The organism is Stenotrophomonas mexicanensis (assembly GCF_032911605.1).
In the GTDB taxonomy this organism is placed as follows: Bacteria; Pseudomonadota; Gammaproteobacteria; order Xanthomonadales; family Xanthomonadaceae; genus Stenotrophomonas; species Stenotrophomonas maltophilia_A.
The window spans coordinates 1-23190 of the sequence record NZ_JAWJTG010000012.1 but is presented as its reverse complement, the minus strand read 5'-3'; the positions used below and the strand labels follow the sequence as shown (position 1 = coordinate 23190).

The window sequence follows — 23190 nt, the reverse complement described above, 5'->3', positions numbered from 1 at the left end:
ACGCCCGCCGTGGTTCTACCGCTGGCCCGCTCGCCTCAGAAGCCCACGCGCAGGTTGATCTGCCCGCCGACATCGCGGCGACCGTCGCCGTGCTGGCCCTGCACGAACATCGACAGCTGGCTGTTGCGGCCGAGCCCAACCGCCACGCCGACCTGACTGACCAACGCATTGCGTGCCATCACCGCGCTGTACACATCGAACGCATTGCCGCCGACCGCGAAGCGGTTGCGGCTGGCCACGTCGGTGTCACCCGAAGCATGCTGCCAGCCGAGGCCGACCGTCAGCTGTGCCGGGAATCGCTCGCCGCTGCCCACGTCCCAGCGGCCCCGCACGCCCACGGTGCTGACATTGAGCGTGTCCTTGCCGCCTTCCAGCTCCAGCGCAGCAGTGCCGCCCTGCTCCACCGCGCGATCACTGTCGACCCAGTGCTTGGTGAACTGCACGTACGGCTGCAGCTGGGTCCTGCCGTGGGTCCAGGTCCAACTGCCCTCCACCTGCGCGATGGTCACATCCGAGTCCTGGCGGCTGTACAGGGTCTGGCCCAGCAGCGGCACTTCACGCGTCGTACGCGTGCGGTAGTCGCCGCGCGACACGCTGCCACCGACCGCAAAGCCGTTGTTCCACTGGCCCTGCGCATACAGGCCGAAGGTGTTGCCACGCAGGCGGGCGCGCGAGCTGCGATCGTACAGGCGCGTATCCAGCCGTTCGTTGCCGGCCGCTGCACCCAGCACCACGTGCTCGCCCAGCTGCCAGTCCACGCCGGCCATCAGCGCATTGCGGTTGGAGCGGATGTCGTCGCCGTTGCCATCACCATCCTGCCTGAACACCTTGCCGCTGCCGGCCAGCCAGGCCGACGCGCGCTCGCCACGCACCGTCGGCAGCTCGCTGCCCAGGCGCTGGCGGATGCCTTCTTCCAGATAGTTGTCATACAGCAGCACAGCGCGACTGGCGGCATGCACTTCACCGGACAGCTGGTCGAATGCGCTGCGCGCGGTGGCGGCGTCATAGATCAACACCGTGTTGTACAGCCCCAGTGCCGAGCCACTCTGCGGCAGGCTGTCCAGCGCCGCAGCGGTGTTGTACTGGTTGCGCGTCTTCGCCGCCGTGGTGAAGGCTGCGGTCTGCGCCACATCGATCTGCAGATTGGCCGTGTTCGCCGTGTAGACCGGGGTGATGGTCAGGAAGGCCGACGGCGTCTTCGCCGAAGCGAACTGCCCGCTCACGCCACCGCCCGCATTGACCACGGTGTACTGCTGGCCCTGCTGGTAGCTGGTGCTCGGCGAGATGGTATTCACCTGCACGCTGCTGCCACCCACGTTGGCACTGCCACCCACCTGCACCGTGTCGCTGCCGGTGGCACCCAGATCGATGCCCAGCGTGCTGCCCGGCGACAAGGTCAGGTTGCCACCCACCGTGATCGTGCCGGTGCCATTGCCCGCAGCGCTGCCATTGCCTGGGCCATTACCCGGCGACAGCACGCCGCCACTGGATACCGTCACGCCACCACCGGTACCCCCGATGGTGCCGGTGCCGGACAGCGTGGTGCCGCTGCCGATGGTCCACTGGCCGCCGATGTTGCCGGTGACATTCAGGCCACCGCCGGTGACCTGGCCGGTGCCGCTGAAACCACCACTGTTGCCGCCGAGATTCAACCCACCCGGGCCGGCCTGCACGATGCTGCCACCTCCGCTGATGCTGCCGCCCAGCGTGGTGCTGCCACCGGTGTTGATGATCAGCCCACCGTTGTTGGTGATGTTGCCGGTGATCGAGCCACTGGCGCCGCCATTGCCAACCTGCACGGTGCCACCGGCGTTGATGGTGGTGCCGCCGGTGTAGGTGTTGTTGCCGGTCAGGGTGATGGTGCCAGCACCGGCCTGGGTCAGGCCACCGCTGCCGCTGATGGTGCCACCGACGGTGGTGTTGCCACCGACGTTGAACACCAGGCTGCCGTTGTTGCTGACGTTGCCGGCAATCGATCCGCTCGCGCCGCCGTTGCCGACCTGCAGCGTGCCGCCGGTGTTGATGGTGGTGTCGCCGGTATAGGTGTTGTTGCCGCCCAGGATCAGCGTGCCGCTGCCGGCCTGGGTCAGGCCACCGCTGCCGCTGATGGCGCCGCCGACGGTGGTGTTGCCACCCACGTTGAAGATCAGGCTGCCGTTGTTGGTGACGCTGCCGCCAATCGCACCGGTCGCGCCGCCATCGCCCACCTGCAGGGTTCCACCGGCAGTGATGGTGGTCGGGCCGGTGTAGGTGTTGTTGCCGGTCACGGTCAGCGTGCCACTGCCGGCCTGGGTCAGGCCACCGCTGCCGCTGATGGTGCCGCCCAGCGTGGTGTTGCCCGCGACGTTGGACGCAAGCGTGCCGTTGTTGGTGATGTCGCCGACGATCGAGCCGGTCGCACCACCGTTGCCCAGCTGCAGCGTGCCGCCGGCATTGATGGTGGTACCGCCGGTGTAGGTGTTGGTACCGGTCAGCACCAGCGAGCCACTGCCCGCCTGGGTCAGGCCACCCGCACCACTGATGGTGCCTCCCAGCAGGGTGTTGCCAGCGACGTTGGAGATCAGCGAACCATTGTTGGTGATGTCGCCAGCGATCGAACCGGTCGCTCCACCATTGCCCACCTGCAGCGTGCCACCGGTATTGATGATGGTACCGCCGGTATAGGTGTTGTTGCCGACCAGCGTCAGCACGCCGGCACCGACCTGGGTCAGGCCACCACTGCCACTGATCGCGCCACCGACCGTGGTATTGCCCGCCACGTCGAACACCAGGCTGCCGTTGTTGGCGACGTTGCCGGTGATCGCACCGGTCGCACCGCCATTGCCGACCTGCAGCGTGCCACCGGCATTGATGGTGGTACCGCCGGTGTAGGTGTTGTTGCCGGTCAGCACCAGTGTGCCAGCGCCGGCCTGGGTCAGGCCACCACTGCCGCTGATGGTGCCGCCCAGCGTGGTGTTGCCCGCCACGTTGGACACCAGCGCGCCGTTGTTGGTGATGTCGCCGACGATCGCGCCGGTCGCACCGCCATTGCCGACCTGCAGCGTGCCGCCTGCATTGATGGTGGTACCGCCGGTGTAGGTGTTGTTGCCGGTCAGCACCAGCGTTCCGCTGCCAGCCTGGGTCAGGCCACCGCTACCGCTGACCACACCGCCTACGGTTGCGATGGTGCCCAGGTTGTAGACCAGGCTGCCGTTGTTGGTGATGTCGCCCAGCACCGAACCGGAGCTGCCGCCGTTGCCGATCTGCAGCGAGCTGCCACCATTGATGGTGGTACCGCCGGTATAGACATTGTCACCGCTCAGGGTCAGCGTGCCGGTGCCGCTCTGCACCAGGCCGCCGGTGCCACTGAGCACACCGCCGAAGGTGGTGCTGCCGTTGTTGCCGCCGGTGGTCAGGGTCGCACCACCCAGCACCACGCTGGATCCGGCTACACCGGCTAGGCCACCAATGCTCTGGTTGCCACCGGCACTGATGTCCAGCGTACCGGCACCGGTCAGATTGACCGTGCTCGCACCCGACAGGGTGCCACCGGCCGCCACCGCCAGCGTGCCGCTGTTGATGGTGGTGTTACCGGTGTAGGTGCTGGCACCGCCTAGGGTGACCGTTGCTGCGCCATCCTTGAGCAGACCGCCAGCGCCGCTGATCGGGCCGTTCAAGGTCAGCGCGTTGCTGCCGGCAAGGGTCAGCGTGCCGCCGGCCAGCTGCACGGTATTGGCCAGCGTCAGCGCGCTGGTGCCGTCCAGGCTGGCATTGCCGCCCACGGTCAGCGTGCCGGTTCCCAGTGCATTGTTGTTACCCAAGGCAAGGCCACCGGCGTTGAGTGCCACGCCACCGCTGAAGGTATTGCTGCCGGTCAGGCCCTGGATGCCTGCACCATTCTTCACCAGGCCACCGGTACCGGTAATGTCACCAGCGAAGGTCGTGTTTCCCACGCCATTGAGGGTCAGCGTGCTGCCGCCGAGCGCGACCGTACTGCCGGTAACACCGGCCAGTGATCCGATGCTCTGCGCACCACCGGCAGAAATATCGAACGCTGTTCCGGCGTTGGCCAGTGTCACCGCGCCATTCGCTGCCAGGCTTCCTCCGGCGCCAATCGCCAGCGTGCCCGCATTGATGGTGGTGCCACCAGTGAAGGTATTGGCACCGGTCAGGGTCTGGGTGCCGGTGCCTTCCTTGATCAGCCCACCGGTACCCCCCACCGAACCACTGAACGTGCCATTGACGGGACCACCAATGGTCAAGGTGTTGCCGCCCAGGTTCACCGTGCCGTTGCCGATCAGGGTACCGAACTGCTGCGTGCCGCTGCCCGCCGACAGATCGAAGGTCGCACCACTGGCCAGGTTGACGATGCCACTGGCATTCAAGCTCGCGCCGGCACCCAATGCCAACGTACCGGCATTGATGAAGGTGCCACCGGTATAGGTATTGACACCGTTCAAGGTCAGCGTTGCCGCACCCTCCTTGGTCAGCGAGCCGGTGCCACTCAGGCTGCCGTTGAGGGTGAGGTTGTTGCTGCCGAGTACGGTCAGCCCGGCGTTGAGGACGAAGTTGTTGGCCAACGTCACCGCAGTGTTCGAATCGAGCGTACCGTTGCCCCCCACCGTTACCGCCCCGGTGCCCAGCGCAGCATTGTTGCCGACCACCAGGCCACCGGCATTGAGCGTTACACCGCCACTGAAGGTGCTGGCGCCGTTGAGGGTCTGCACGCCTGCGCCGTTCTTGACGAGGCCACCATTGCCGGTGATCGCACCGTTGAACGTGCTGTCTACCGTGCCACCCAGGGTCAGCGCGCTGCCACCGAGTGCCACCGTGCTGCCGGCCACGCCGGCCAGCGAACCGATGCTCTGGTTGCCCGCAGAGATATCGAGGGTACCGGTACCTGCCAGGTTCACCGCGCCGGTCGACGCCAGGCTGCCGCCGGCGCCGATCGCCAGCGTGCCGCTGTTGATGGTGGTGCCTCCGGTGTAGGTGTTCGCACCGGTCAGGGTCACGGTGGCCGCACCATTCTTGATCAGCCCACCGGTACCGGAAACCATGCCGCCCAGGGTCAGTGCATTGCTGCCCAGCAGGTTGAGGTTGGCACCTGATGCCAGCGTGATGTTGTTGGCCAGGTTGGCCGCGGTCGAAGCATCCAGCGTAGCGCTGGCCCCCACCGTCAGCGCACCGCTGCCGAGCGCGGCGCTGTTGCCGACCACCAGGCCACCGCCGTTGAGCGCCAGGCCGCCGTTGAACAGGTTGGCGCCGCCCAGCGTGAGGATGCCGGTGCCGTTCTTGACCAGGCCACCGGTGCCGGAAATCGCGCCGTCGAACACGCTGTTGCCGTTGCCGCCGAGGATCAGCGACTGCGCGCCCAGAGTGACCGTGGAGCCGGTCACCCCGGCCAACGAACCAATGGTCTGGCTGGCACCGGACGTCGAGATGTCGAAGCCGGTTCCCGCTGCGGTAAGTGTCACTGCACCGGTGGCCGCCAGGCTGCCGCCCGGACCGATCGCCAGTGTGCCGGCATTGATGAAGGTGCCGCCGGTGTAGGTGTTGGCACCGGTCAACGTCTCGATGCCCGCACCGACCTTGGTCAGGCTACCCGTACCTGCGATCGAGCCACTGAAGGTGCCATTGGTCGCCCCGCCGACTTCGATCGAATTGGCGCCCAGGTTGACCGTACCGTTGCCGACCAGGGTGCCGAACACCTGCGTGCCACTGCCGGCCGACAGATCCAGCGTCGCGCCGGTGGCGAGGTTCACGGTCCCGCTCGCCGCCAGGCTTGCACCGGCACCCAGCGCCAGTGTGCCGGCGTTGATGTTGGTACCACCGGTATAGGAGTTGATACCGTTCAAGGTCAGCGTTGCGCCACCATCCTTGGTCAGGCTGCCGGTACCGGAAATCACCCCGTTGAGCGTCAGCGCATTGGTGCCCAGTACGGTCAGGCCTGCGTTGAGCGCGATGTTGTTGGTCAGTGCTGCCAGGCCGGTGGTGTCCAGCGTGGCGGCACCACCGACGGTCAACCCACCGGTGCCCAGCGCCGCGTCATTGCCGAGCACCAGCCCGCCTGCGTTGAGCGTCACGCCGCCGCCAAACGTGTTGGCACCGGACAACGTCTGCACGCCTGCACCCACTTTCACCAGGCCGCCGCCGCCACTGATCACGCCATCGAACGCAGCGTTGCTGGCGGTTCCGAACGTCAATGAGTTTCCGCCCAGCGCCAGCGTGCTTCCGCCCGCACCGTTGAGCGCGCCGATGGTCTGGCTGCTGCCGGCACCGGAGATATCGAAGCCAGCGCCTGCGCCCAGCGTGACATCACCCGCCGCGGCAAGGCTGCCACCTGTTCCCAGTGCCAGCGTACCGGCGTTGATGGTGGTACCGCCGGTATAGGTGTTGGCACCGGACAGCGTCAGCGTGGTGGCACCGTTCTTGATCAGGCTGCCGTTGCCATCGATCACACCCGACAGCGTCAGCGCATTGCTGCCCGGCAATGTCAGTGCGACACCCGAGCCCAGCGTGACCGCATTGCCGAGCGTCGCTGCAGCACCCGCATCCAGCGTGGTGCTGGCATTCACCGCCAGCGTGCCGGAACCGAGTGCGCCGTTCGCGCCGACCACCAGGCCACCACCGTTCAAGGTCAGGCCGCCACCGAAGGTATTGGTGTTGTTGAGCGCCAGCAGGCCTGCACCGTTCTTGATCAGGCTGCCGCTGCCGGCCACCACGCCTGCAAGGGTGAGATCGCTGCTGCCGCCCAGCGTCAGCTGCGTACCCCCACCGAAGTTCACGGCGTTGGCCAGATTCAGTGCCGTCGTTCCGTCCAGGCTGACGTTGCCGCCGATGCCCAGCGTGCCCGTGCCCAGCGCCCCCGAATTCCCGAGGATCAGGCCACCGGCATCAAGCGCGACACCGCCACTGAAGGTATTGGCACCGGACAGCGTCTGCACGCCAGCACCGACCTTGATCAGCCCACCGCTGCCATCGATGACACCGGCAAAGCTGCCATTGCTGGCGCCACCGAAAGTAAGGGTCTGCGTGCCCAATGCCACATGGCCGCCTGCCACGCCGTTCAACGCGCCAATGGTCTGCCCGGCACCCGCTGCGGAGATGTCCAGCGTCGCGCCGGCACCGGCGAGGTCCACCGCACCGATGGCGGCAAGACTGCCACCCGCGCCGAGTGCCAGCGTACCTGCGTTGACCGTGGCGCCACCGAGGAAGGTATTGGCACCGGACAAGGTCAGCGTCGAGGCGCCGTCCTTGATCAGGCCACCGGCACCACTCACCACACCGCTCAGAGTGAGATTGCTGCTGCCCGGCAGGGTCAGCGTATTGGCGCCCAGGTTCACTGCATTGACCAGCGAAACCGGGGCGCTCGCATCCAGAGAAACATTGCCGCCGATGTTCAGTGCACCGGTACCCAACGCACCGTTGGCGCCGACCGACAGACCGCCCGCATTCAGCGTCAGACCACCACTGAAGGTGTTGCTGTTGTTCAACGACAGCACGCCAGTGCCGGTCTTGATCAGGCCACCGGTGCCGGTAATCAGTCCGCCCAGAGCAACATTCTCATTGCTGGTCAGGCTCAGCTGCGCACCGGCATCGAGATCGATGGCATTGCCCAGGTTCAATGCCACCGTACTGCCCAGGGTCGCGTTCGCGCCCACGGCAAGCAGCCCGGTTCCCAGTGCGCCAGCGTTGCCCAGCATCAGGCCACCGCCGTTGAGCGTCAGCCCACCGGCGAAGTTGTTGGCGCCGTTGAGCGTGAGCGTGCTGGCGCCGTTCTTGATCAGGCCACCGGCTCCGGAAACCACCCCGCCAAGCGTGATCGCCTGCGAACCCGGCAGCGACAGCGCAGCCCCACTACCCAGAGTGACATTGTTGACCAGGTTCAACGCCGTGCTGCCATCGAGCGATGCATTGCCACCCACGCTCAATGCGCCCGTCCCGAGTGCACCGCTGTTGCCCAGCAGCAGGCTGCCGGCATTGAGGTTCAGGCCGCCGCTGAATGCATTGGTACCGTTCAAGGTCAGCAGCGAGGCACCGTTCTTGGTCAGGCTGCCGGTGCCGGTGATGTTGCCGCCCAGGGTGAGGTTCTGGCTGCCCGGCAGGGTCAGCACCGCGCCAAGGTTGATGGCATTGCCCAGATTCAGTGCTGCGGTTGCGTCGAGCAAGCCATTGCCGCTGACCGTCAATGCGCCGGTACCGAGTGCACTGCCGTTGCCCAGCAACAGGCCACCGGCCGCCAGGTTCAGGCCACCACTGAAGGTATTGGCGCCGCTGAGCGTCTGCGTGCCCGTTCCCTGCTTGACCAGGCCACCGGTACCGCCGATCACGCCGCCGAATGTCTGGTTGGTGGCATCACCGAAGGTGAGCGTGCTGCCGCCCAGCGAGAGGATGCTGCCTGCCGCACCGGACAGCGCACCGATGGTCTGGTTGCCGCCGAGCGAGATGTCCAGTTCGGCGCCGGCCCCCGCCAGGCTCACCGCCCCGGTGGCCGCCAGACTGCCGCCACTGGCCAGTGCCACCTTTCCTGCGTTCACGTTCAGACCGCCGGTGAATGCGTTGGCCCCACCCAGCGTAAGCGTGGAGGCGCCGTTCTTGACCAGGCTGCCGGTACCACCGATCACGCCGCCCAGCGTCAGCGCGTTGGAGCCCAGCACGTTGAGCGAACCACCCACCCCCAGGTTGATGCCGTTGCCCACGGTCAGTGCCGAGCTGGCATCAAGCGTCACCGCGCCACCGACATTCAATGCGCCGGTTCCCAGCGCACCGCCGTTGCCGAGCACCAGTCCTCCAGCCGTGAGCGACAGCCCTCCACCAAACGTGTTGGCGTTGTTGAGGGTCAGGGTGGCCGCGCCGTTCTTGACCAGGCTGCCGGAGCCACCGATCACGCCGTTGAAGGTCAATGCCTGGTTCCCGGACAGATTGAGGATGCTGCCCGCGCCCAGATTGACCGCGTTGGTGAGAGCGAGCGCCCCGGTGCCATCGAGAGACACGTTGCCGCCAACACTAAGTGTTCCAGTACCCAGCGCGCCTGCATTGCCCAGCAGCAGGCCACCGCCGTTGAGCGTGACGCCACCTGTGAAGGTATTGGCGCCCGACAGGGTCTGGGTACCCGTGCCGACCTTGACCAGCGCGCCGCCGACACCGCCGATGACGCCGGAGAAGCTGGTGCTGGTGTTCAAGCCACCCAACGTGAGGCTGCGCGCGCCAAGGTTGAGCGCACCGGATCCGGCGAGTGAGCCGATGGTCTGGCTGGCCGCAACCGAGAGATCGAGGTTGGTACCTGCGCTCAGCGAGATCGCACTTGTCGGCGACAGACTGCCACCGGCGCCCAATGCCAGCGCACCACCGGTGACCGCGAAGGAGCCCGTAAGCAGGTTGGCACCATTCAAGGTGAGGGTACCCGGACCCGCCTTGACCAGGTCGCCAGCGCCGGAGATCGAACCATTCAGGCCCAGCGCGTTGCTGCCCAGCAGGTTGAGCGTGCCGCCACCGTTGATGACGAGGTTGTTGCCCAGATTGAAGTTGGCCGAGGTATCCAGCGAAGCGTTGCCACCGACGGTCAGACTGCCGCTGCCGAGTGCGCCGGCATTGCCGAGCACCAAGCCGCCGGCATTGAGGTTGACGCCACCGCTGAACAGGTTCGCACCGCCCAGGGTGACGATGCCGGTGTTGTTGACCGTCAGCCCACCAGCGCCTGAAAGCACTCCGCCCAGACCGAATGCATTGGTTCCGGACAGAGACAGATTGCCACCGAGGCTGAATGCGTTGGCCAGGTTCAGACCGGCCGTGGAGGAGGCGATGGCACCGCCGCTGGCGGTGAACAGCCCTGTGCCGAAGGAACCGGCATTGTTGAAATTGATCAGACCATCATTGAGCGTGGTCGTACCTGCGCCAGCCCACGCACCCTGCAGGTTCCAGGTACCGCTGTTGACGGTGAGCCTCTGGAAGTTGATGTACTGGTTCCAGCCCAGCGTGGTCACCGCCCCACCGGTACCGCTGCCCGGGCCGGTTGGGCTGTTCTGCAGCACCAGGCTGTTGTTGGACGCCGAACCACCGTCGACGATGCCGGCCGCGGCCAGATTCACCGCAAGCACGCCGACCTGTCCAGCGACGCCGATACCGGCGGTATTGACGCTGGAACCAGACACGGCGGTGAAGGTGTTGCCGGTGACCGAACTACCCAGGTTCACGCTGCCGTTGATGGTTCCCGCATTGAGGAAGGTATTGCCGGCCCCCGCCGTGGCCGAGCCTTGGAACCCTATGCGGCCGGTAATGGTGCCGGTGTTGTTGAGATTGGTCTGCGCACCACCGTAGCTGACGATCGATGCCGCATCGGCCGTGGTCAACAGGCCTGCGCCAAGGATCGACATGTCCACATTGCCGGCGTTGATGATGTTGCTGACACCGCCGGAAGCGTTCTGCATCACCAGCGCCTGTCCACCGAAACCGAGAATGGAGCCGATATTGACCAGGCCTTTGATCGCCCCGCCCGCCTGGTTGTTGACGTTGATGGTGTTTCCACCGACGGTGTTGTTACCCAGCACCATGCCCGACGCCGCCAGGCTCAGGCCACCGTTGAGGGTGGGATCGATCGTGCCCTGGTTGTTCACGGTGATGCCGTTACCGCTCAAATTCACGGCACTTCCGCCAACGATCGGCGGCACGCTGAGCACAGCGCCGGTCTGGATATCCAGCGTCACGCCATTGATGCTGTTGGCCAGCGAATTGGTATTGGAGCCAGTCGCGCAGGTCACCGTGGTGCCTGCGGTAGTGCACGCCGCGAATACCGAACCACTGGCCAGCGTGGCAGCCAATGCCACCGCCAACTGGTGCGCCCTCAATCGCGGCACCCGCCCTGCGCAGACCGCGCTTCCCCCGGGATTCTGGGCGACCTCCGAAGCAACCTGCATTACGCCGAGGGCACGATTGAAAACCAGACGGTAAATGCGGTTCATCGGTAAATCTCCATGAAAAGACCGGATGGCACTGCAGGCAGGTTTTTTGAAGACAATGCGGCCCACCCCGGCTCCCGACACGGGAACAAGGCCTGGCGTCATTAACTTCTGAAAATCTTCACATCTTCACGCGACCGCACCTGGGACAGGCAGGCCAACGTGTCCGCCAAGGCGAAAACTCCCCGATTTCGCATGACGAATGGCGGCACTGTGCGGCCGATGGCGCCAGCGGCATGTGAATCACGCTCGTTATTTTCATGACGCACGTCAAATAAAACGGGCGGACAAAATGGTTTTGCCGAAAATGCATATACCTGCAGCAGACGGAGATTCCTTTCTCCGCCCAACTAAATGCATTCAGCTGCTCGAGAGTTTCATCAGCACCAGGCCGGAAACGATCAGCACCGCCGCACCGATCCGCATCGGGCTGACCTGCTCACCGAGGAAGACGATGCCGACCACGAACGCGCCGACCGCGCCGATGCCGGTCCAGATCGTGTAGGCGGTGCCCAGCGGCAGGCTGCGCATGGCCACCGCCAGCAGCCAGAAGCTGGCGATCATGCCGATGATGGTGACCACGGTAGGGGTGAGCTTGGTGAAGCCTTCGGACTGCTTCATGGACACGGCCCAGACGATTTCCAGCAGGCCGGCGAACAACAGATAGATCCAGGCCATGACAGCCCTCCTCTTGGTAGGGCCAGGCCGTCCTGGTCATTGATTCCCGATGTGGGGGAGGTCGTTCCTCCTGGCCGGCATTCTAGCAACGCCGGTCGGCGCGGGGCGTTGCCGGCAGACGCGGGTTACAGCCGATTCAGTGCACGAAGCTGGCGTCGATGTACCTGCCTGCGCTATAGTTGCCGTCTGCCATCGGCCAGCCGATGTGCAGTCCGGCTGTGGTCTCCGGCGCATCGCGCGCTGCTTCCCCTGATCCGTGAACCGGCCGCCCACTGGGCGGCCAACGTCTCTATGGTGGCCCCGTCGGCCCCTCGCGACGCTAGGTCGAAAATCCCGCCAGGGCCGGAAGGCAGCAACGGTATCGATCGACGCGGGCGCCGAGGTCAGCCGGCGGGGCCATCGCCTTTTCGGGCGTGGCCCCACTTCTGGTAGCTGCCAATCTTGGTTGGCGCTTTTCGCCGGGCATGGCCCGGCGCTACCGCGCCTCAGGCGTGCCCTGGTGAAACACCACCCTCCATTCCTGCGCATGCCGTCGCCACAGCGAACTGCGCAACACCCAGCCCTGGGCCTGGCCATCAACGTGATAGCGGCTGCGGTAGCGCACCTGGGCCAGATCCTCGGCCAACAGCCACACCGCGTACCGTTCCGATTCGATCAGCCCCTGCGCGCGCTCCAGCGGGATCTCCTGCAACGCCGCATCACGGCCGTAGCATCGCCCGGAACTGCCGATCTCGCTGAAATCCTCGTCCAGAAGTGCCGCCAGTTGCTCGCGATCGGCGCGCACCTGCGGCGCATGCAGCGCGCGTTCCAGCGCCTCCAGCTCGGCAGCCAGCGCCGCGTCGGCGGGCTGGCCAGCACCGCTCACGGCGGATCCTGCACCAGCACGTGCGGTGCAGTGGGGTTGGCCAGCGGCACGCACTGCCCCGGCTGCGCCACACGGTGCCCCCGCGCGGCCAGCGCCTGGCCGTCGGCCGCGCTCGCATAGTGGTAGAGCATCATCCGCGCCTGCAGTTCGACGCTGTACTCGCGCTCCAGGTCGTCCACGCCGGTGTGCGACGGGTTGCCGTGCAGGCCGCAGTCGTGCGCGATCAGTTCATTGTCGTTGGCGAAGCGGGCCAGCATCTCCGGAATCGGCCGGGTATCGCCGCTCCAGGTCAGCGCGCCCTGCAGGCGCAGGCCATAGGCCGTCTCCGGCCAGTGGTGGCGCACCGGGAACACTTCCAGGCGCACGCCCTCGTGCCAGAACGCCTCGCCCACCACGACCAGCTGGAACGCATCCCAGAAGTTGGCACCGCCCTCGGCCAGCACGTTCGGGTAGTCCCCGATGCGCTTGTGCAGCAGCGGCACCACGGTGGCAGGCACATACAGGCGCACCTTGCCGCGCCGGTGCGCGTTGAAGAAGGTATCGACGAACAGGCGCTCGAAGCCCGCTACGTGGTCCAGGTGCACATGGGTGACGAACAACGCCTGCGGCATGTGGCCGTAGTGCGCCTTGAACGCGGTCAGGCCTTCGCCGCCACAGTCGATGGTCAACCACGGCCGACCGTCCCGTTCGATCACCGACATCGGCGACCCCAGCTCGACCGCCGACGCATTGCCGACGCCGAGGAAACGCAACGACCAGTCCATCAGGTGCCCCGGTTCCAGGCCATGTCATAGGCGCGGCGCAGCCGCGCGTAATCCTTCTGCACGTCTTCCATGCTGCGCTCGCCGCGCAGCTTGATCAGCGAGCGCAGCAGGCGCTTGAGATTGCGTTCGCGCCAGGCGGTCGCCGGGATGCGGATCACCCCGCGGTCGAAGTCGATCAACCAGCCGTGGCCGTTGCCGTCGAACAGGATGTTGTGCGCATTGAGGTCGGCATGGTCCAGGCCGGCACGATGGAAGCGGGCGATCAGCCGCCCGGTCTCCTCCCACGGTGCGCCCCGGCCCGCGACCAGCGCGCGGTCGGCCAGCGAACGGACACCCTCGATCCGCTCCATCAGGATTGCAGCCCGGTAGCGCAGGCCCTCGCGCATGTAGAACGCCGCCAGTGGCCGGGGCACCGGCAGCTTTTTCTCGCGCAGCGCGCGCATCAGCCGGAATTCGGCGAAGCTGCGCGTCCGGTCCGCGCCGCGCCAGAGGTACTGGTCATGGCTGATCTTCGCCGCCAGGCCACCGCGCAGGTAGTGGCGCAGCACGCTGGCGCCGAACGGCGCATCGACGAACCAGGCGCTGCCACGACCGCCCTCGCCCACCGGCCGAGCCCTGCTGCCCCAGTGCTGGGGCGAGAACAGGCCGATCTCGGCTTGCCGCAGCCGCTCGCGGTCGAACAGAATGGCCCCGATGCCGCGACCCTCGCGGCATGGCGTCAGCGCTTCATTGGCGTCGAATGCGACCATTTCATTGAGTCTAACAACACATGGCATCAGCGTCCTCCTCCTTGTGCCTCCTGCGCCTGTCCGCACTTGGCGATGTCACCCACGTGGTGCCCCTGGTGCGCACCCTGCAGGCTGCGCGCCCGGATACGCCGATCCACTGGATCATCGACAAGGCCGGCCACAAGCTGCTCGACGGCCTGCCCGGTGTCACCTTCCATGCCTACGACAAGAAGAGCGGCATGGCCGGGGTCAAGGAACTGCGCAGGCAGCTGCCGCCGGGGCGCTTCGAAGCGCTGTTGCAGATGCAGGTGGCGTTCCGCGCCAACCTGCTGTCGTCCTTCATTCCCGCAGAGCGTCGCATCGGCTATGACCGCAGCCGCTCGAAGGACCTGCATGGTCTCTTCATCAACGAACGCATCCCCGACCGCCCCGGCATCCATGTGCTGGATGCCATCGGCAGTTTCTGTGAACCCCTTGGCCTGCGCCAGACCGAGGTCAGCTGGGACCTGGCGGTGCCGCAGTCCGCATATGAGTGGGCCGCCGCGCAATGGCAGGACGATGGCCGCCCGGTGTTGATGATCTCGCCCTGTTCCAGTCACGTGCGCCGCAACTGGTATGCAGACCGCTACGCCGCCGTGGCCAACCACGCCGCACAGCGCGGTTGGCAGGTGGTGCTGTGCGGAGGCCGCAGCGAACTGGAGCGCAGCATGGCCGATGCCATCCAGGCACAGCTGCACACACCGGCGCTGGACCTGGTCGGCAAGGACACCTTGAAGCAGCTGCCGGCGCTGCTGGCCCGCGCCAATCTGGTGATGACCCCGGACTCGGGCCCGATGCACATCGCCAACGCGATGGGCGCCAAGGTATTGGGCCTGCATGCAGCCAGCAACCCGAACCGCAGCGGTCCCTATTCCGACCGCCGCTACTGCGTGGACCGCTACGACGATGCCGCGCGCAAGTACCTGGCCAAGCAGGCCTCGGATCTGAAGTGGGGCACCAAGATCGAGTTCGACGATGTGATGGAACTGATCACCGTGGAAGATGGTATCGCTGCGTTCGAACGCTACGTCGCCGACCACGCGGGGTGAGCGGCGGGCTGCCCCGGATTACGCGCGCTGTGCGTAATCCTGGTAAGACTTCTCTTCCACGTACGCCGAACCCAGCGCCAGGTTGATCGCCTTCTTGATGCGCGCGCGTTCGTCATTGCGCAGGTAGACGCTGCGCGCCAGATCGATGAAACCCTGGTCGAACGCCTGCGCCTTCTCTTTCAGGCGGATGTCGTCCTCGATGTCCCACAGCTGCTCGTTGACCGCCTTCAGCTCGGCACGCAGCTTGGCGATGTCCTTCACCGCCGCCGGGTGTGCCATCCAGGTCTGCTCCAGCGCCGACAGTTCTTTGCGCACATTGGCCAGCTTGCCCTCGTCACTGATGCGCTCGGACTTGATCTGCAGGATCGAGATCTTGTCCAGCAGCTCGCCGAAAGAAACGGGAACGAGGATTTCAGCGGTCATGGGGAAAACTCCAACAGGTGATGCAGGCAGTTTAACCCGCAGCTCGCGATGGAATGGGCAGATCCACGCCATGCGTGGATGAGCCTGCCAGCAGGAACAGCATCCACGCATGGCGTGGATCTACTGATGCACCTGCCCCGACAGGGGCGGGGAGAGGCCGGCAAAGGGAGGGGCCCACAGGTTGCGCTGCAACGTGTGGGGCGACGCGCAGAGCGCGGCGCGTCCCGCGCCAGATTAAAGAAAAAGGGCTGCCTTTCGGCAGCCCTTTTTCTTTAATCTGGCGGAGAGGGGGGGATTCGAACCCCCGAGGCGCTATAAACGCCTGCCTGATTTCGAGTCAGGTACATTCAACCACTCTGCCACCTCTCCGGGTGGTCCCCGGCGGACCGGGGACGCGCATCATACGAGGAAGTGAGGCCGACGACAAGTCATTCCGGCCAACGAAGTGAAAATTTCCTGAGCGCACGCCTTGCCGGATGCGCGCAGCCACCCGATGATGCCTGTCTCCCCAGCAACACCCCGCCCCAGCGCCCATGATCGAATTCGGACACCTCACCCACCCCGGCATGCGCCGCGAGCTCAACGAGGACACCTACTACGGTGACAGCGAGCTGGCCCTGTGGCTGGTGGCCGATGGCATGGGCGGGCACGCCTGCGGTGAAGTGGCCAGCGCGCTGGCGCGCGAGACCATCGTGCGCGAGATCCGCCGCGGCGCACCGCTGGCGCAGGCCATCCGCACCGCCGACGAAGAGATCATCCGTGCCTCGCGCCGGCGCAACGACACGTTGCCGATGGGCACCACCGTGGTCGCCGCACGGGTACAGGGCAACCGCTATGAAGTGGCGTGGGTCGGCGACAGCCGTGCCTACCTGTGGCGCGACGGACAGCTGGCCCAGCTCAGCCAGGACCACAGCGTGGTGCAGGAGCTGGTCGCGCAGGGCAACCTGACCGCCGAACAGGCGCGTGCGCATCCGCACCGCAACGTGGTCACCCAGGCGCTGGGCGTGACCGATCCGGCGCATCTGAACGTGGCCACCACCAGCGGCGAACTGCGTCCGGGCATGCAGCTGCTGCTGTGCAGTGACGGCCTGACCGAAGAAGTGGACGACCGCAGCATTGCCCGCACCCTCGCCTTCGAGGATGCCAGCGCACAGGAATGCGTGGACACGCTGGTTGCCGCCGCGCTCGACGGCGGCGGCCGCGACAACATCAGCGTGATCCTGGTGCGCTGCCACTAACCGGTAGATCCACGCCATGCGTGGATGCGGCGCTGCCGGCCAGCGGCCGGCACTACCCCACTCCAGGCATTACGCGCTGGCGGGCTCTTCCACCTTCGGGCCATCCCACAGCGCGTGGCCAGCCTTCTTGCGCAGCCGCTCCAGTCGCGCCGCATGCGCTTCCAGCTCCGACGGCGTGGCCACCACGCGCGGGCGCGGCAGCAGCTTGCTGGTGTCGAAGGCCTGCAGCGCCGCACCGGCAGCACCGCCATCGTCATCGCCCAGACCAAAGCCAATTTCTTCCTGGCCCGAAGTCAACGCGATATAGACGTCGCCCAGGATCTGCGCATCGAGCAGGCCGCCATGCAGCGCACGGTGCGAGTTGTCCACGCCCAGCCGCTTGCACAGCGCATCCAGCGAATTGCGCTGGCCCGGGAAGCGCTCGCGCGCCATCACTAGGGTATCGATCACCGTGCAGCGGTCGGTGATCTTCCCGTACTGCGGCCCCAGCAGCGACAACTCGTTGTCGAGGAAGCCGAGGTCGAACGCCGCGTTGTGGATGATCAGCTCGGCGCCATCGATGAAGGCCAGGAACTCGTCGGCGATCTGCGCGAAGTCCGGCTTGTCATCGAGGAACTCCAGGGTCAGGCCGGTGACTTCCTGCGCGCCCTGTTCGAACTCGCAGTCCGGCTTGATGTACTGGTGATAGTTGTTGCCGGTCGGGCGGCGCTTGAACAGCTCCACGCAGCCGATTTCGACGATGCGGTTGCCCTTCTTCCACTCCAGGCCGGTGGTTTCGGTATCGAGGATGATCTGACGCATGGGCTCAGTTTACCGGGCTGGCGTCGCGGATCTGGATCGCCGCGTTGCGGGCCAGCGTATCCACCCGCTCATTGTCCGGGTCGCCGGAGTGACCCTTCACCCAGCGCCAGTCGATCTGATGCCGCAGCGTGGCCGCCTGCAGGCGCTCCCACAGCTCGCGGTTCTTTACCGGATCGCCGCCAGCCGTCTTCCAGTTCTTGCGGATCCAGCCCGGCATCCACTGGGTCAGACCCTGCCGCACATACTGCGAATCGGTATAGAGCACGATGTTGCACGGCTCGGTCAGCGACTCCAGCCCGGAAATGGCCGCCATCAGCTCCATCCGGTTGTTGGTGGTGTGCGCCTCGCCACCGCTCAGTTCGCGCTCGTGGCCCTTGTAGCGCAGCAGCGCAGCCCAGCCGCCGGGGCCGGGATTGCCAAGGCAGGAACCGTCGGTGTGGATTTCGATGGTTTTCAATACAACTCCAGAATCAGGTAGCTACGGTGCCGTGCCAGCGCACCGGCAGCGGTTTCGGCCCAGGCAGGGCCAGCGTACGTTTTTCCGCATGGAACAGGCAGGCCGCGCGCAGCGGTGCCCAACCTCCGGGACGACGGCTGCCCGCACCGCGCCAGAGCGGGCCCAGGTAACGCATATCGTCGCATTCCAGCCCATGACGGCCGAGCAGCAGGCGGATCCGCTGCGGCGTGCGCACCACCAGCCCATGCTGGCGCCAGCGCGTGCGATACGGACTGAACGGATTGAGGCTGCTCAGCCACAGATGGCCGCCCGGCATCAGTACGCGCTCGCACTCGTCGAGCAGCCGGTCGGCATCGGCCGCGGTGACATGCTGCAGCACGATCGCATTTACGCTTTCATTGGCCAGCGGCAGCGGCAGCGCACAACGGGTGTCGCCGGCATAGCCCTGCCCCTGCCGATACAGGCGCAGACCGCGTCCGCCCAGCTGTGCATCGTCCAGCCAGGCCGCACTTGGTGCGATCCACAGCCAGGGCTGCGCCGGCAGCACCGACAGCTGCGGCAGCAGCAATTGCCGCTCCAGCACACGCAAGGCCTCCGCCGGTTCGCTGTCGAACCACGGGGTCTGGCTCGCTTGACGGGTGCTCTGCAGCGCGGGCATGGTCCAATTCTATGCGACTGACTGCCCTGCCCGCATTTGCGGATAACTACATCTGGACGCTGATCGACAACGAGGGCGCTGCCGTGGTCGTCGACCCCGGCGATGCCGCGCCAGTGCTCGCACTGGCCGATCAGGGCCTGCGCGTGGACACGATCCTGCTCACCCATCACCACGACGACCACATCGGTGGCGTGCCGGCATTGCAGGCGCGTTTCCCCGGCGTACGGGTCATCGCGCCGGTCGAGGAACGCATTCCCACGGCCACCGAGCGGGTCGGCGAAGGTGAACGCGTTCAGGCACTGGGCCGGACGTTCCACGTACTATCCGTGCCCGGGCATACCCGCAGCCACATCGCGTTTCACACTGCTGAACATCTTTTCAGCGGAGATTCGTTGTTCAGCCTGGGCTGTGGACGCCTGTTCGAAGGTACGCCGTCCCAGCTGCTGGCGTCGATGCGCAAGCTGGGTGCCCTGCCCGCGCAACTGCTGCTTTGTTGCGCTCATGAGTACACCGTGTCAAATGCCGTCTTCGCGCGGCATGTCGACCCCGCCAACGCTGCCTTGTGGCAGCGCCAAGAGGAGGCTTTGGCCATGCGCCGCGATGACCGTTCCACCCTGCCGGTAACCCTGGCCAACGAATTCGACTGCAATCCCTTCCTGCGTGTGCACGCTGCACCGATCCGTGCGTCGGTGTCGGCACACCTGGGCCGTGACGTCGTGGACGACGTCGACGTGATGGCCGGTCTCCGGCACTGGAAAGACGGCTTCCGCGCATGATGCGCCGAAGTCTGCCGCTGGCCCTGGGCCTTGCCCTGGGGCTGGCCGGAACCGCGGGCGCACAGTCGCTGGGCGCCGGCATCAGCCAGAACCTGACCGCCGCTGCGGCGCTGCCGCTGGATCCGTCCGCGCTGCCTGCGCCCTCGGTGCGCAATGGCCAGGAGATCTTCACCAGCTTCCGCGACGGCCTGGCCGAGCCCAGCTGCGATGCCGAGGCTACCAGCCCGCGCTGGCAGAAGCAGTTCGCCCACGCCCCCTCGCGCCTGGCCAACCAGGATGACGATGCGCTGGTGCTGTTCGGCTATGTGGTCGAAGAGCTGCGCAAGGCGAACCTGCCCACCGAATTCGCGCTGATCCCATTCGTGGAAAGCGGCTATCGGCCCAATGCCCGCAACGGCAGCGGCCCGACCGGCCTGTGGCAGTTCATCGCCACCACGGCGCGCAACCACCGCGTGCCCATGGCCAACGGCTACGACGGCCGCCTGTCGGCGGTTGATTCCACCCAGGCCGCGGTGCGCTACCTGAAAACCCTGCACGGCATGTTCGGCGGCGACTGGCGACTGGCCACCATGGCCTACAACGCCGGCGAGTACCGGGTGCTGCAGTCCATGCGCAAGGCCGGCATGAACGCGCAGAATGCCAAGCCGGCAGCCCTGCCGGGGCTGTCGCCGGTTACCCATGCCTATGTCGAGAAGCTGCATGCCCTGGCCTGCGTGCTGGAAGACGTGGAGGACCAGCCTCGCGTGATGGCCTCGCTGGACCGCACCGTGCCGGTGTTGAAGGACCACACCCTGCCGGCCGGCACCAGCGTCCAGCAGTGGGCCGCACAGCGCGCCCTGGACCCCGCCAGGATCGCCCGCCTCAACCCGGCCCTGGCCGCCGGCAACCGCGCTTCGGGAACCACCCGGGTCCTGGCCCCGGTCTCGGCCGCCAATGCGACGGTGACGGAAGCCGCGACCACGCTGGTGGCCAGCACCGCACCGGTTGCCACGACCACGCCGACGCCGCAGGTGGCCAAGACCGTGGCCGCGATCGCCGACCGCCCGCGCAGCCGCCGCCACACCGTGCGTGATGGCGAGTCGGCCTGGACCATCGCCCGCCGCTACGGCATGCCGGTAAAGGCCCTGCTGTCGCTGAACGGCCTGAGTGGCAGCAGCGTGCTGAAGCCTGGCGCAGTGCTGCGCGTGGAAGACTGACGCGCCAGCCAGGCCTTCCCTGCGGTAGAGCCGAGCCCATGCTCGGCTTTTTCTTGCGCGGTGCGGCTGCTTCGACATGCTTCTCGTAGAGTCGAGCTTGCTCGACTGCCTCCACATGTGCAGTCGAGCAAGCTCGACTCTACGCGCCCACACCCACAAAAAAGGCCCGGCAATGCCGGGCCTTCTTCTATCCTGCTCGCCGCGAGGCTTACAGGTTCTCCTCGGTGGTCTGGATCACGAACTTCCTGCGCATCGCCTCGACGTAGGCTTTGGCTGCGGCCATGCCGTCGATCTGGCTCAGCTGATCCTTGAGCTGCTTCTGCTGCTCGGCGGTCACTTCCTTGATGTCGCCCGGGTTGACCTTGTTCACGGCGAACAGCAGCGCGTGGCCGTTGACGTCGACCTTGCCGTAGCTCGGCTTGCCTTCCGCCGGCACCGGCGCACTGAAGATCGCGCGGTTGATTTCCGGGGTCGGCACCGGCTGGCTGCGCGGCAGGCCCGGCATCGGGCTCAGCTGCAGCTTCTCGCTGGCGGCCAGCGACTGCAGGGTGGCGCCCGCCTTCAGCTTGGCCAGCACGGCGTCGGCGGCCTTGTCGCTGGCCTGGCGCTGGCGGTCGGCACGGATCGCGGCGATCACCTGCTCACGCGCCTTGTCCAGCGGCATCGCCTGCTCCGGGGTATGCGCGGCCACGCGGATGACCACGCTGTGGTTGGTGGCACCGCCCAGGGCGATCGGGTCGCTGGCAGTACCATCCTGCACCAGCACTTCGGAGAAGGCCGCACGCAGCACAGCCGGATCGGTGGCGATGCCACTGGCGGTTGCGCGGGTGATCGGGCCCAGGGTCTGCAGCGGCAGGTTTACTTCCTTGGCCGCAGCAGCCAGATCACTCGGGCTCTTGTTGATGGCATCGACCAGGTGGCCGGCCAGCTCGTTGAAGCCGCGCTCGCCGTCGGCCTTCAGCTGCTCGGCGGCCAGCGTGTCACGCACTTCCTCGAACGACTTGCCTTCGCCGCCACGCACCGCGGCGACCTTGATGATGTGGTAGCCGAAGTCGGTCTTGACCGGGCCGATCACGTCACCCGCCTTGGCGGCGAACAGGGCGTCTTCGAATGGCTTGACCATCGCGCCACGCTCGACCCAGCCCAGATCACCGCCCTGGTCCTTCGAACCCGGGTCTTCCGAATTGGCCTTGGCCAGTGCAGCGAAGTCGGCACCCGCCGCCTTGGCTTCGGTGGCGATCTTGTTCGCCTTGGCTTCGGCACCGTCACCGGTGATCAGGATGTGCGCGGCCTGGCGCTGTTCCGGCGAAGTGAACTTCGCCTTCTCGTCCTCATAGCGCTTGCGCAGGGTCGCTTCGTCGGCCGCGGTCGGTGCCGGCAGGTTGGCGCCATTGATCTCGACGTATTCCAGCGACACGCTTTCGGCCTGGCGGAAATCCTTGCCGTGGCTGTCGTACCACTGCTTGATCTGCTCATCGGTGACCGGCGCGGTATCGGCCGGAACCTCCGGCAGCGCGGCCAGTTCGACGTCGCGGGTCTCACCCAGCAGCTTCAGCAGGCGCTCGGTCTCGGCCTGGGTGACGAAGCCCGAATTCTGCAGGCCCGACGGGATCACCGACTGCTGCAGGCTCTCGCGCACCAGCTCCTGGAACTGCGTGGGGGTACGCGGCGGATTGCCACCGGCCAGAGCCAGGCGGTAGTTGTTCTCGTTGAACTTGCCGTTCGAATCGAGGAAGGCCGGGATGGTGGCGATGTACTCGCGCACCGCGCCATCGCCGATCACAACACCGGCCTGCTCGCCCACCAGGCGCACGACCTGCTCGTCGATCAGCTGATCGAGCACGGCCATCTTGTTTTCAGTGCTTTCGAACGCGCGCGGGTCGAAGTTCTCGCCCTGCTGCTGGCGCTCACGCATGCGCTCCTGCTCGAAGCGGGTGCGGAAATCCTGCGCGCTGATCTCGTGGTGCTGCCACAGCATGCGCACCGGCCACCACGACGGTGCCGAACGCCACCAGGTCGGAGGCGCGGAAACCTTGGCCACGTTCTGTGCGCCAACGCCACCCAGGTAGCTGTTGTCGATCACGAACAGGAACGGAATCATCAGCAGCCCCAGGATCACGGTGACGATCCAGCCTGAGGTCTTGTCGCGGAGTTTCTGCAGCATGGTGAGGAATCACAAGGCCTGATTGGCGAGCCCGGCAGTGTAACCCGCTTCGTCGCAGGGACCAAAAGCAGCGCCGGCGTGGCCTGCGCCGATCTCCGCGGACCTGTGCCGTCAGCACCTCGACAGGCCTGCCGCAGGGCACAAAGAAAAAGCCCCCGGCTTGCGCCGAGGGCTTTTAAAGTTGGCGGAGCGGACGGGACTCGAACCCGCGACCTCCGGCGTGACAGGCCAGCATTCTAACCAGCTGAACTACCGCTCCGCGCTGAAACTTTGCAGGCGCCCAGTATATCCGAAGACTCCCTGGAAACCCAGCCCGATGAACACTTTTTTCAAAGTTTTTTCACAGGGACTTAAGAATTCTGCAATGGCGGAGCGGACGGGACTCGAACCCGCGACCTCCGGCGTGACAGGCCAGCATTC

14 protein-coding genes, 2 tRNA genes and 1 other RNA gene are annotated in these 23190 nt (G+C 66.3%); 5 read left to right on the top strand and 12 right to left on the bottom strand.

Features of this window, described 5'->3' with window-relative positions:
• Nucleotides 1–35: 35 nt before the first annotated feature.
• Both R1L06_RS07330 and R1L06_RS07325 read right to left on the bottom strand, forming a co-directional pair.
• Complete coding sequence (locus R1L06_RS07330) at nt 36–10937, bottom strand: autotransporter-associated beta strand repeat-containing protein (RefSeq protein WP_317217311.1); 10902 nt, start codon at nt 10935–10937, stop codon at nt 36–38.
• 357 nt (nt 10938–11294) lie between these two features.
• Nucleotides 11295–11612: a DMT family transporter gene (locus R1L06_RS07325; protein ID WP_010483859.1), complete on the bottom strand. Its 318-nt coding sequence runs from the start codon at nt 11610–11612 to the stop codon at nt 11295–11297.
• A gap of 300 nt (nt 11613–11912) precedes the next feature.
• On the opposite strand from R1L06_RS07325, the gene ffs reads away from it, so the two are divergent.
• Nucleotides 11913–12009: signal recognition particle sRNA small type (gene ffs / locus R1L06_RS07320), an RNA gene on the top strand.
• 78 nt (nt 12010–12087) lie between these two features.
• Here the strand turns inward: ffs and R1L06_RS07315 are convergent.
• From R1L06_RS07315 to R1L06_RS07305, 3 genes are read right to left on the bottom strand one after another with little or no spacing between them, the layout of a single operon-like run.
• A complete protein-coding gene (locus R1L06_RS07315) occupies nt 12088–12477 on the bottom strand; it encodes a nuclear transport factor 2 family protein (RefSeq protein WP_032127779.1) in 390 nt (129 codons plus the stop codon).
• Complete coding sequence (locus R1L06_RS07310; RefSeq protein ID WP_032127780.1) at nt 12474–13241, bottom strand: MBL fold metallo-hydrolase; 768 nt, start codon at nt 13239–13241, stop codon at nt 12474–12476. Before R1L06_RS07310 ends, R1L06_RS07315 begins: the two co-directional genes overlap by 4 nt.
• Complete coding sequence (locus R1L06_RS07305) at nt 13241–13990, bottom strand: 3-deoxy-D-manno-octulosonic acid kinase (protein WP_049400634.1); 750 nt, start codon at nt 13988–13990, stop codon at nt 13241–13243. Before R1L06_RS07305 ends, R1L06_RS07310 begins: the two co-directional genes overlap by 1 nt.
• Nucleotides 13991–14010: 20 nt before the next feature.
• On the opposite strand from R1L06_RS07305, the gene R1L06_RS07300 reads away from it, so the two are divergent.
• Nucleotides 14011–15057, top strand: a complete 1047-nt coding sequence (locus R1L06_RS07300; protein WP_317217310.1) for a glycosyltransferase family 9 protein — start codon at nt 14011–14013, stop codon at nt 15055–15057.
• Nucleotides 15058–15075: 18 nt separating this feature from the next.
• Here the strand turns inward: R1L06_RS07300 and R1L06_RS07295 are convergent, their stop codons facing one another.
• Together R1L06_RS07295 and R1L06_RS07290 are read right to left on the bottom strand one after the other, a co-directional pair.
• Nucleotides 15076–15480 carry a DUF6165 family protein gene (locus R1L06_RS07295; RefSeq protein WP_046982834.1) on the bottom strand — a complete coding sequence of 135 codons (405 nt, stop codon included), beginning with the start codon at nt 15478–15480 and terminating at the stop codon, nt 15076–15078.
• A 278-nt stretch (nt 15481–15758) separates the two neighbouring features.
• Nucleotides 15759–15849 (bottom strand) — tRNA-Ser (locus R1L06_RS07290).
• 164 nt (nt 15850–16013) lie between these two features.
• Between R1L06_RS07290 and R1L06_RS07285 the strand changes: the two genes are divergently transcribed.
• Entirely contained in the window at nt 16014–16718 is a 705-nt protein-coding gene (locus R1L06_RS07285; RefSeq protein ID WP_032129328.1) for a PP2C family protein-serine/threonine phosphatase, read from the top strand.
• A 69-nt stretch (nt 16719–16787) separates the two neighbouring features.
• Here the strand turns inward: R1L06_RS07285 and dnaQ are convergent, their stop codons facing one another.
• From dnaQ to R1L06_RS07270, 3 genes are read right to left on the bottom strand one after another with little or no spacing between them, the layout of a single operon-like run.
• Nucleotides 16788–17519, bottom strand: coding sequence for a DNA polymerase III subunit epsilon (gene dnaQ, locus R1L06_RS07280; RefSeq protein WP_032129327.1), 732 nt, complete (start codon nt 17517–17519; stop codon nt 16788–16790).
• 4 nt (nt 17520–17523) lie between these two features.
• The gene (gene rnhA / locus R1L06_RS07275; protein WP_032129326.1) at nt 17524–17976 is read right to left on the bottom strand and encodes a ribonuclease HI; all 453 of its coding nucleotides are present in this window, start codon (nt 17974–17976) and stop codon (nt 17524–17526) included.
• Between the two features lie 13 nt (nt 17977–17989).
• Nucleotides 17990–18634 (bottom strand): methyltransferase domain-containing protein, encoded by a 645-nt coding sequence (locus R1L06_RS07270; RefSeq protein WP_121504044.1) that lies wholly within the window; start codon nt 18632–18634, stop codon nt 17990–17992.
• A gap of 11 nt (nt 18635–18645) precedes the next feature.
• Here R1L06_RS07270 and gloB point away from each other — a divergent pair, with 11 nt between their 5' ends.
• Both gloB and R1L06_RS07260 read left to right on the top strand, forming a co-directional pair.
• Nucleotides 18646–19410 carry a hydroxyacylglutathione hydrolase gene (gene gloB, locus R1L06_RS07265; RefSeq protein ID WP_032129324.1) on the top strand — a complete coding sequence of 255 codons (765 nt, stop codon included), beginning with the start codon at nt 18646–18648 and terminating at the stop codon, nt 19408–19410.
• Complete coding sequence (locus R1L06_RS07260) at nt 19407–20606, top strand: lytic transglycosylase domain-containing protein (protein WP_032129323.1); 1200 nt, start codon at nt 19407–19409, stop codon at nt 20604–20606. Before gloB ends, R1L06_RS07260 begins: the two co-directional genes overlap by 4 nt.
• Nucleotides 20607–20814: 208 nt before the next feature.
• Here R1L06_RS07260 and R1L06_RS07255 read toward each other — a convergent pair whose 3' ends face one another.
• Nucleotides 20815–22770: a peptidyl-prolyl cis-trans isomerase gene (locus tag R1L06_RS07255; protein ID WP_032129322.1), complete on the bottom strand. Its 1956-nt coding sequence runs from the start codon at nt 22768–22770 to the stop codon at nt 20815–20817.
• A gap of 182 nt (nt 22771–22952) precedes the next feature.
• Nucleotides 22953–23029 (bottom strand) — tRNA-Asp (locus R1L06_RS07250).
• Nucleotides 23030–23190 lie beyond the last annotated feature (161 nt).

Bases quoted from the DNA above. Each gene is read 5' to 3' on its own strand.
- dnaQ (WP_032129327.1), bottom strand. From the start codon at position 17,519: ATGCGTCAGATCATCCTCGATACCGAAACCACCGGCCTGGAGTGGAAG.
- R1L06_RS07300 (WP_317217310.1), top strand. From the start codon at position 14,011: ATGGCATCAGCGTCCTCCTCCTTGTGCCTCCTGCGCCTGTCCGCACTT.
- R1L06_RS07295 (WP_046982834.1), bottom strand. From the start codon at position 15,480: ATGACCGCTGAAATCCTCGTTCCCGTTTCTTTCGGCGAGCTGCTGGAC.
- R1L06_RS07310 (WP_032127780.1), bottom strand. From the start codon at position 13,241: ATGGACTGGTCGTTGCGTTTCCTCGGCGTCGGCAATGCGTCGGCGGTC.
- R1L06_RS07285 (WP_032129328.1), top strand. From the start codon at position 16,014: ATGATCGAATTCGGACACCTCACCCACCCCGGCATGCGCCGCGAGCTC.
- gloB (WP_032129324.1), top strand. From the start codon at position 18,646: ATGCGACTGACTGCCCTGCCCGCATTTGCGGATAACTACATCTGGACG.
- R1L06_RS07330 (WP_317217311.1), bottom strand. From the start codon at position 10,937: ATGAACCGCATTTACCGTCTGGTTTTCAATCGTGCCCTCGGCGTAATG.
- R1L06_RS07255 (WP_032129322.1), bottom strand. From the start codon at position 22,770: ATGCTGCAGAAACTCCGCGACAAGACCTCAGGCTGGATCGTCACCGTG.
- R1L06_RS07325 (WP_010483859.1), bottom strand. From the start codon at position 11,612: ATGGCCTGGATCTATCTGTTGTTCGCCGGCCTGCTGGAAATCGTCTGG.
- R1L06_RS07260 (WP_032129323.1), top strand. From the start codon at position 19,407: ATGATGCGCCGAAGTCTGCCGCTGGCCCTGGGCCTTGCCCTGGGGCTG.
- R1L06_RS07305 (WP_049400634.1), bottom strand. From the start codon at position 13,990: ATGGTCGCATTCGACGCCAATGAAGCGCTGACGCCATGCCGCGAGGGT.
- R1L06_RS07270 (WP_121504044.1), bottom strand. From the start codon at position 18,634: ATGCCCGCGCTGCAGAGCACCCGTCAAGCGAGCCAGACCCCGTGGTTC.